Source organism: Achromobacter sp. 1011811831, assembly GCF_059760905.1.
On sequence record NZ_JCBANG010000021.1, the window covers coordinates 69675 to 78562 of the forward strand.

Sequence of the window (8888 nt, forward strand, 5' to 3'; positions counted from 1 at the left end):
CCCCTGGAAGCACCCGCCATGACCAAGACCATCATCAGCTGCGCCATCACCGGCTCGGTCCACACGCCCACCATGTCGCCCTACCTGCCCTGCACGCCCGAGGAGATCGCCGCGCAGAGCATCGCCGCCGCGCAGGCCGGCGCGGCCATCATCCACCTGCACGCGCGCAACCCGGCCGACGGCAGCCCCTCGCCGTCGGCCGACGTGTACATGCAGTTCCTGCCGCGCATCGCCGAGCAGACCGACGCCGTGCTCAACATCACCACCGGCGGCAGCGTCACGATGACGCTGGAGCAGCGCCTGGCGGGCGCGCTGCGCGCGTCCTCGGAGATGGCCTCGCTGAACATGGGCTCGATCAATTTCGCCATGTTCCGCATGGCCGAGAAGCCGCGCCAGTGGAAGCACGACTGGGAAGTGCCCTATCTGCAGGCCACCGAGGACGGCATCTTCCGCAATACCTTCCGCGACATCCGCTACATCCTCGAGACCCTGGGCAAGACGCACGGCACCCGCTTCGAGTTCGAGTGCTACGACATCGGCCACCTCTACAACCTGGCCTACTTCGTCGAACAGGGCCTGGTCAAGCCACCGTTCCTGATCCAGTCGGTGTTCGGCGTGATGGGCGGCATCGGCGCCGATCCGGAAAACGTGCTGCTGATGAAGCAGACGGCGGACCGCCTGTTCGGCAAGGACTACGTCTGGTCGCTGTTCGCCGCCGGCAGGCAGCAGATGCCCTTCGTGACCATGGGCGCGGTGATGGGCGCCAACGTGCGCGTGGGCCTGGAGGACAACCTGTTCCTGGGACGCGGACAGCTCGCCACGTCGAACGCCGAACAGGTCGCCAAGATCCGCCGCATCCTCACCGAGCTGGGCATGGAGATCGCCACGCCCGACGAGGCCCGCCAGATCCTGCAGCTCAAGGGCCGCGACAACGTCGCCTTCTGACGCCCGCCGCGCAACAAGGAGCCCGCGCATGGCAGCCCCCAATCCCCTGGACGGATACGCCGTCGATCCCTCGGCCATCCGCTACGTCGGCCGCGAACTGCAGCGTCCCGAGTGCATCCTGGCCGAGCCCGACGGCACGCTGTGGGCCGCCGACGCGCGCGGCGGCGTCACCCGCATCGCGCCGGACGGCTCGCAGCGCTACATCGGCCAGCGCGCGGATACGCGCTTTGGCGACGGCGCCAGCGACGCCGGCGCAGCCGTGCAGGCCCGCTACACGCAAGGCACGCTGCCCAACGGCCTGGCCTTCACCGCCGACGGCCGCATCCTGATCTCCAACTTCGGCACCGACCGGCTGGAAATCATGGACCGCGACGGACGCACCCGCACGCTGATCGACAACATCGACGGCCAGCCCATCGGCAAGGTCAACTTCGTGCTGCGCGATGCCAGGGACCGCGTCTGGCTCACCGTCTCGACGCGGGTGAACCCATGGACCCAGGCGCTCGCCGACCGCGTGCGCGACGGCTACGTGGCGGTGGTTGAAGATGGCCGCATCCGCGTGGTGGCCGACGGATTTCACTTCACCAATGAAATCCGGCTCGACGCCCGCGAGCAATGGCTGTACATCGTGGAAACCACCGGCCCGCGCATCACCCGCATGCGGCTGGACGAGTCCCGGCCGGACGAGGTCAGGCTGGTCGACCGCGAAATCTTCGGCCCCGCCCACCTGGGCGGCCTGCCCGACGGCATCGCGTTCGACGCGCACGGCAATCTGTGGGCCGCCCTGATCATGGTGGACCGGCTCATCGCGCTCACGCCCGAGGGCGACATGCGCGTGCTGCTGGACGACGGCGACGCCGAGGCCAGCGCCAACCTGATGCAACGCTTCGACGCGGGCACGCTGCGCAGCGAGGACATGCAGCGCGCGCGCGGCGCCATCGCGCCGTGGATGGCCAGCATCACCTTCGGCGGCCCGGACCTGCGCACCGTGTATCTGGGCAGCCTGTTCGGCACGCGCATTCCCTGCTTCGACTCGCCCATCGCGGGCCTGCCGATGGCGCATTGGCGCCCGGGAATCAGCCGCCGCGCTTGAACAGCCGCCTGGCCAGGCCGACGGCGCCCAGCACGACCGCGCCGGCGGCCACGCCGAACAAAGCATCCAGCAGCGTGGTCGCCAGTCCGCCCGTCAATCCGCCGCCCACGGCGGCGGCAGCCTGCGCGATGGCCTGCCCCACCGGCGCGATGCCGTGAGTCAGGATGGCGCCGCCGACCATGAACATGGCGGCGGTGCCGGCCACGGACAGCGCCTTCATCAGCCAGGGCGCCGCGCCCACGATGCGCTCGCCCATCCAGGCGACGGCGCGCGAGCGCTTCCGGCTCAGGTACAGCCCCAGGTCGTCCAGCTTGACGATGCCGGCCACCAGCCCGTAGACGCCGATGGTCATGGCGATGGCGATGCCGGACAGCACCAGCACCTGGCGGACGAAATCGGCCTCGGCCACCGCGCCCAGGGTGATGGCGATGATCTCGGCCGACAGGATGAAATCGGTACGTATGGCGCCCTTGATCTTGTCGCGCTCGAACGCCACCATGTCCACCGACGCGTCCTGCAAGGCCTCGGCGCGCGCGGCGTGGTTGCCCTCGGCGGTGTCGCCGTGCGGCAGGAACTTGTGGGCCAGCTTCTCCACGCCCTCGAAGCACAGGAAGGCGCCGCCCACCATCAGCAGCGGCGTCACCGCCCAGGGCGCGAAGGCGCTGATCAGCAGCGCCGCCGGCACCAGGATCAGCTTGTTGACGAAGGAACCCTTGGCCACCGCCCAGACCACCGGCAGTTCCCGGTTGACCGGCACGCCGCTGACCTGCTGCGCGTTCAGCGCCAGGTCGTCGCCCAGCACGCCGGCGGTCTTCTTGGCCGCCACCTTGGTCAGGACGGAGACGTCGTCCAGGATGGTGGCGATATCGTCGAACAATGCGAAGAAGCTGCTGCCAGCCATCGGGCGTCCCTGCGAGGAATGAGGTTCCCCGAGTGTACAGGCGGCGCGGCCCGGCGGCGCCGGCCCGTGGCCCCCGCGACGCGCGCCGGATTCAACCCGTGCAGCAGCCCCCCGCCGGCGCGCTGGCCGTCGCGACGGGCGCGGCCCGCGACGTGGCGTTCTCGAACAGGATGTTGTTCTCCATGTGGATATGCGCCATCAGGTCTTCCTTGAAGGCGCGCAGCCCCAGGTAGAGCGCGCGCCAGGTATTGCAGGCGGCGCGCGGCAGCGTGATGTTGTTCGTCAGCGCCAGCAGCCGTTCCAGCGCCACGCCGTGATCGTCGTGCTCCATGCGCATCACCGTGATGGGCATGGCCGCCATCGCGCCATGGCCGCGCGCCAGCAGCGGGAACAGCACCTGCTCCTCCTTCTGCATGTGGCTCTCCAGCTCCTGGCCCATGGTGCGCAGGTGCTCGGCCAGCCCGGTGGGGCAGTCCGGGCTGTCGGCATGGACCTGCTCCACCTTCAGCGACAGCCGGATCAGCTCGGGCAGCTGCTGGCGATGCACCTCGTGGTAGCGCGCCAGGATGTAGTCGATCAGGTCGGCGGGGCTGGCCGCGTTCCAGTCGGGCATGTCGGACGGCTGCTGCGCCAGCTCCATCAGGCGCGCCTCGATGCGACGGGCGTCCAGCGCCCGCTCGGCGGCGGCATCGGCCAGGCTTTTCTTGCCGCCACAGCAGAAATCCAGCTCGTATTCGTGAAACACCTGCGTGGCGCCAGGGATGCTGCGGGCCAGCTGGCCCAGGGATTGCTCGACCAAACTCATTGCGTCTCTCCAAGGTACGTGACGGTGCTTCTTCCATAGCGAATTCCGTGCCAGCAAAAAGTTTGAGCCGGATCAAGCACTTGCGATTCAAAGGGTAGCCATGACCCTGCCGGATGCGGGTAAATGGAACCCTGAACGGTACAAATCACCCCGCCATGCAAAACCTGCTCCTGGCCGACCTGGTCGTCGATCTGCCCCCCGCCGTGCGCCTGCAACGACTCGTCTCCAGCGTGCGCGCGCACTTCTCCTGCGGCGCCGTGGCCCTGTTGCAACTGGAGGAAGACCATCTGCGCCCCGTGGCCGTGGACGGCCTGACCCAGGACGCGCTGGGCCGGCGCTTCGCGGTGCAGCAGCATCCCCGGCTGGCCGCCATCCTGGCGCGCCGGGGCGTCACCTGCTTCCATCACGACAGCACCCTGCCCGACCCCTACGACGGCCTGATCAACGGCATGGCCGGCGAGCCCCTGCCCGTGCACGACTGCATGGGCACCAGCCTGCATGTCGAGGGCCAGCCCTGGGGCGTGCTGACGCTGGACGCGCTGGAGGTCGGCACCTTCGGCGCCGAGGCCCAGTCCGAATTGCGCGGGCTGATCATGCTGGTGGAAGCGGCCCTGCGCACCACGCGGCTGGAGGCCGAGACGCGCGCGCTGCGCCTGACGCGGGGCCAGTCCCAGGCCGACGGCGCGCCCGCCGACAACCACGAGATCCTGGGCCAGAGCGAGTCCATCGCCCGCCTGCTGCACGAGATCGACGTGGTGGCGGACTCGGAACTGCCGATCCTGCTGCTGGGCGAGACCGGCGTGGGCAAGGAACTGTTCGCCCACCGCGTGCACCGGCTGTCGCGACGCCGCGCCAAGCCGCTGGTGCACGTGAACTGCGCCGCCCTGCCCGAGTCGCTGGCCGAGAGCGAGCTGTTCGGCCACGCCAAGGGCGCGTTCTCGGGCGCGGTGGCCGACCGGCCCGGCCGCTTCGAGGCCGCCAACGGCGGCACCCTGTTCCTGGACGAAGTCGGCGAACTGCCGCTGCTGGTGCAGGCCAAGCTGCTGCGCGCGCTGCAGAACGGCGAGATCCAGCGCCTGGGCGACGACCGTCCCCGGCGCGTGGACGTGCGCATCGTGGCCGCCACCAACCGCAGCCTGAAGGACCTGGTGCGCGACGGCGACTTCCGCGCCGACCTGTACCACCGGCTGTCGGTCTACCCCATCGCCATCCCGCCGCTGCGCGAGCGCGGCAACGACGTGCTGCTGCTGGCCGGCCGCTACCTGGAACAGAACCGCGCCCGGCTGGGCCTGCGCAGCCTGCGGCTGGCGCTGGACGCCGAAGAGGCGCTGCGCCGCTACCGCTGGCCGGGCAATGTGCGCGAGCTGGAGCATGTCATCAGCCGCGCCGCCATCAAGGCCGTGAGTCGGGGCGCCAACCGCAACCACATCGTCACGCTGGAGGCCGGCCTGCTGGACCTGTCCGGCGCCGACCTGCGTCCCCTCGCGGCGGCGCCGGACGCGCCCCCCGCCACGACGCCGGACGGCGCGCTGGCTACCTTGCGCGACGCCGTGGACGCCTGTCAGCGCCAGCACGTCCGGCTGGCGCTGCAAGCGCAGGACGGCAACTGGGCCGCGGCCGCGCGCGCGCTGGAGGTGGACCCCAGCAACCTGCACAAGCTGGCGCGCCGGCTGGGCTTGAAGGGCTGAGGGCCGCGCGCTACCATCCCCGCCCCATGAAAAGAACGCTGATCCGCCTCGCCCTCTGCCTGCTCGCCGCGCCCGCCCTGGCCCAGGCCGGCGACCTCGACAAGGCCAATTGCACCTACAAGGGCATCCCGCTGCGCGGCAAGGTCCAGATCGTCGACGCCTTTCCCGACATCAAGATCGAGGTCGTGACCGCCTTCGAGGACATCCGCGTCGAACGCGTGCGCGCCTTCGCCAACAGCTGCGGCAAATGGGAGATCGTCACCGCCTTCCCGGACTTCAAGGTCCAGATCGTGCGCGCCTTCGGCGACATCAAGGTGTCCTGGGTGACGGCCTTTCCCGGCATGCGCTGATCGACGCGCCGCCCGCGATCCCCGCCTCCCGCCCCGCCCACGCCCCCCAACCGCGCCAGATGACGGCCGCCGCGCCAGCCGTCATCTGACTGCAACCAAAGCTTCATCTTCGCGCCCTACCATTGCGGCTCCCTTCCCGTCTGCCGGCCGCCCGCGCCGGGTGTCCGCGCGTATGAAGCTCCCCGCTGCCCTGCCCCTTGCGCCGTGTCCGACGTCCGCGTGTCCCGCGGCGTGAAGCGCCTGCCGCTGATGCTGGCCGCCGGCCTGCTGGGCGCCGCGCTGTCGTCCGCGCAGGCCCAGCCGGATCCCGTCCACGCCTTCGACTGGCCGCGCCAGCCGCTGCATGACGCCTTGCAGCGCTACAGCGAGCTGACCGGCGACTCGGTGCTCTACGACGCCGGCCATGTGGCCGACAAGACCGCGCCCGCCCTGTCCGGCCGCTACAGCGCGCGCGACGCGCTGCAAAAGCTGCTGGCCGGCAGCGGCCTGCAAGCCATCTACACCACCCCGCGCGCGCTGATGCTGCGTCCCCTGCCCGCGCCCAGGGCCGCGCCGGATGCCGCCCGCCTGCGCTACTACGGCCAGCTCCAGGCGCGCGTGCTGTCGGCCCTGCGCGCGCCCGGCGCTGCGCGTGGGCGAATACCGCGCCGCCTTGCGGATCACGCTGGACGCCGCCCACGCCATCGACGGCGTGCAGGTCCACGCGGACGGCCATCCGGACATGGAACCCGGCCTGCGCCGGGCGCTGGCCGGCCTGCCGATGGGCGCGCCGCCGCCCGGCTTCGGCCTGCCCGCCACGCTGCTGATCCTGCCCTCGGCCAACGGACGCGAGGCCTGCGCGCGATGAGCGGAGCGGGACTCGCCGCGCTGAGGCGGCTGATCGCGGAGCGCTACGACGCGCTCAGGAACCAGGTCTCGCGGCGCCTGGGCGGCGCCTCCGACCTGGCCGGCGACGCGCTGCACGACGCCTATCTGCGCCTGTCCGCGCGCGACGACCTGGACGGCGTGCGCCATCCGCAGACCTACCTGGTCAACACCGCCGTGCACGCGGCCATCGACCGCATCCGCCAGGACACCCGCCTGCTCAGCGAGAGCGAGGTCAGCGAATTCTTCGAGCTGGAGGACGAGACTCCCGGCCCGGCCGAGATCGCCCAGTCGCGTTCGGACATGCAAGGCATGTTCAAGGCGCTGGACATGCTGACGCCACGCCAGCGCGACATCCTGGTGGCGGCGCGCGTCGACGGCCTGTCGCGGCCCGAACTGGCGCAGCGCTGGGGCATTTCGCTGCGGCTGGTCGGACGCGAGCTGCAGACCGCGCACGAGCACTGCCTGCGCGCGATGCGACGGGCGCAGGACGTCGCCACGTCCGGCCAGCCGCCCGTCGAACCGGGCCGGCGCGGACAGCGAGCGAAGAAATAATGCAAGCAAGTGTGTATTTCGCGCGTTTGGCGTGCCGTTTTGCCGTCGCCCAAACGTCTAAGCAAGAGAACGGCGCTTCCGCCCGCGCCGCCCGAACCCGCCCATGAACACCGCACACCGCCCCGGCTCTCCCGACGACGACGCGATCGAACGCGAGGCACACGCCTGGGCGCGCGTCCTGGGCGCGGGGTCGCCCACCGTCCAGGACGGCGAAGCCTTCAAGGCCTGGCGCGGCCAGAGCCCGGCGCACCAGCGCGCCTGGGCGCAAGCCAGCCGCGCCTGGCGCGAGCTGGGCGGCGTGGTGCAAGCCTATGCGGCCGAGCGCCCCGCCCAGGCGCGCCCGGACCGCCGGGCGCAGGCGCCATTCTCGCCCCGGCGGCGCTGGCTGCTGGCCGGCGGCGCCGGCGCCTTCGCCAGCCTGGCGGCCGTGGGGCTGCTGCGACCGCCGCTGGGCCTGTGGCCGTCCTATGCCGAAATGCAGGCGGATTACCGGACCGCCACCGGCGAGCAGCGCCGCTATGCGCTGGACGCGCAGCAACTGACGCTGGCGCTGAACACGCAGACCAGCCTGAACGTCGCCACCCGCGACGGCCGGCCGGAAATCGAGCTGGTGGCCGGCGAGGCGGCGATCCAGGCCCGGCGCGACCAGCCTTGCCTGGTGAAAGCCGGCGCGGCGCGCCTGTTGCTGGCCGACGGCGATATCGAGATCCGCCGGCTGCGCGGCCAGCAGGTGCAGCTGCGCTGCAACGCCGGTCAGCTCGAAGTGCGCCATCCGCAAGGCGCGCTGCGGCTCGCGGCCGGCATGCAGATCGCCTACGACGACGATGCCCTGGACGCCCCCGCGCCGCTGCCGGCGCGGCCCTCGGACTGGCGCGCGGGCGTGGTCAGCTTCCACGACCTGCCGCTGGAACAGGCGATCGACGAAATCAACCGCTACCGCCCGGGGCGCGTGGTGCTGATGAATGGAGATTTGGCGCGGCGCCGCCTGAGCGCCCGCTACGAGGTGCAGGACCTGGACCAGGCCATCGCCCAGATCCAGCAGCTGTACGGCGCGCAGGTGCGGCGCGTGGGCGATCTGGTCTTCCTTAGCTGAGACGGATGGCGCGCAGCCCGGATTGCGCATGTCATAAAAATTTCATGGGGATTGTTGTGCCGAGTCCCCGCGCGCCGTTCGACTAGATGAGTAAGCCGGCCCCGGCGGCCACGCCGCCGCGGCCCCTCATCGACACACCAGAACGACGCCATGCCCATGTTTCAAGCGCCTTCCGTCCGTCCTTCCTCCTCTCCTCGCGCCTGGCGGCGCACGCCGGTTTCGCAGGCGGTGGCCGCGCTGCTGATCGCCGGCGGCGCGGCGGGCGCGGCGCAGGCGCAATCGCGGGCCTTCAGCCCCGGCTGGTTCGCCGACAAGGGCGCGGCGCAATCAGCCGTGCAACGCTCGGGCCGCCTGCCGGACGGCAGCCTGGCCGGCGTCGGCAACGCCAGCCAGCAGCAGGCGCAGTCGCGCCAGCAGTTGCAGCGCTCGCTCGACAACCTGAACCGCACGGCGGCGGCCGTGGCCGCGCAGCAGGCTGCGCAGGCCGCCGCGCGCGCGGCGGCGGCCGCCAATGGCGCCGGCGTGCCGGACGGACTGACGCCGGGCGGCCTGTGGGCGGCCGAGGGCGCGCAGGCCAAATGGGAAGGCGCCAAG

9 protein-coding genes are annotated in these 8888 nt (G+C 71.3%); 7 read left to right on the plus strand and 2 right to left on the minus strand.

The window, feature by feature from the left end; genetic code table 11:
- Positions 1-18 precede the first annotated feature (18 nt).
- Together kce and AC6LJ9_RS11020 are read left to right on the plus strand one after the other, a co-directional pair.
- Positions 19-945, plus strand: a complete 927-nt coding sequence (gene kce / locus AC6LJ9_RS11015; RefSeq protein WP_498147564.1) for a 3,5-dioxohexanoate:acetyl-CoA acetone transferase — start codon at positions 19-21, stop codon at positions 943-945.
- 28 nt (positions 946-973) lie between these two features.
- Positions 974-2038 (plus strand): SMP-30/gluconolactonase/LRE family protein, encoded by a 1065-nt coding sequence (locus AC6LJ9_RS11020; protein WP_498147565.1) that lies wholly within the window; start codon positions 974-976, stop codon positions 2036-2038.
- On the opposite strand, the gene AC6LJ9_RS11025 is transcribed toward AC6LJ9_RS11020, so the two are convergent.
- Positions 2022-2939 carry a DUF808 domain-containing protein gene (locus tag AC6LJ9_RS11025; protein WP_498147566.1) on the minus strand — a complete coding sequence of 306 codons (918 nt, stop codon included), beginning with the start codon at positions 2937-2939 and terminating at the stop codon, positions 2022-2024. The two genes, AC6LJ9_RS11020 and AC6LJ9_RS11025, sit on opposite strands and share 17 nt — an antisense overlap.
- Before the next feature lie 91 nt (positions 2940-3030).
- Positions 3031-3744 (minus strand): iron-sulfur cluster repair protein YtfE, encoded by a 714-nt coding sequence (ytfE, locus tag AC6LJ9_RS11030; RefSeq protein ID WP_498147567.1) that lies wholly within the window; start codon positions 3742-3744, stop codon positions 3031-3033.
- A gap of 155 nt (positions 3745-3899) precedes the next feature.
- Between ytfE and norR the strand changes: the two genes are divergently transcribed.
- The 5 genes from norR to AC6LJ9_RS11055 all read left to right on the plus strand — a co-directional run.
- Complete coding sequence (gene norR / locus AC6LJ9_RS11035; RefSeq protein WP_498147568.1) at positions 3900-5432, plus strand: nitric oxide reductase transcriptional regulator NorR; 1533 nt, start codon at positions 3900-3902, stop codon at positions 5430-5432.
- A 26-nt stretch (positions 5433-5458) separates the two neighbouring features.
- Entirely contained in the window at positions 5459-5782 is a 324-nt protein-coding gene (locus tag AC6LJ9_RS11040; protein ID WP_498147569.1) for a 7(1) septoil knot domain-containing protein, read from the plus strand.
- A gap of 204 nt (positions 5783-5986) precedes the next feature.
- Complete coding sequence (locus AC6LJ9_RS11045) at positions 5987-7201, plus strand: sigma-70 family RNA polymerase sigma factor (protein ID WP_498147570.1); 1215 nt, start codon at positions 5987-5989, stop codon at positions 7199-7201.
- Positions 7202-7304: 103 nt separating this feature from the next.
- Complete coding sequence (locus tag AC6LJ9_RS11050; RefSeq protein ID WP_103273019.1) at positions 7305-8294, plus strand: FecR family protein; 990 nt, start codon at positions 7305-7307, stop codon at positions 8292-8294.
- A gap of 150 nt (positions 8295-8444) precedes the next feature.
- A partial coding sequence (locus AC6LJ9_RS11055) for a hypothetical protein (RefSeq protein WP_498147571.1) occupies positions 8445-8888 on the plus strand: 444 nt, incomplete at its 3' end.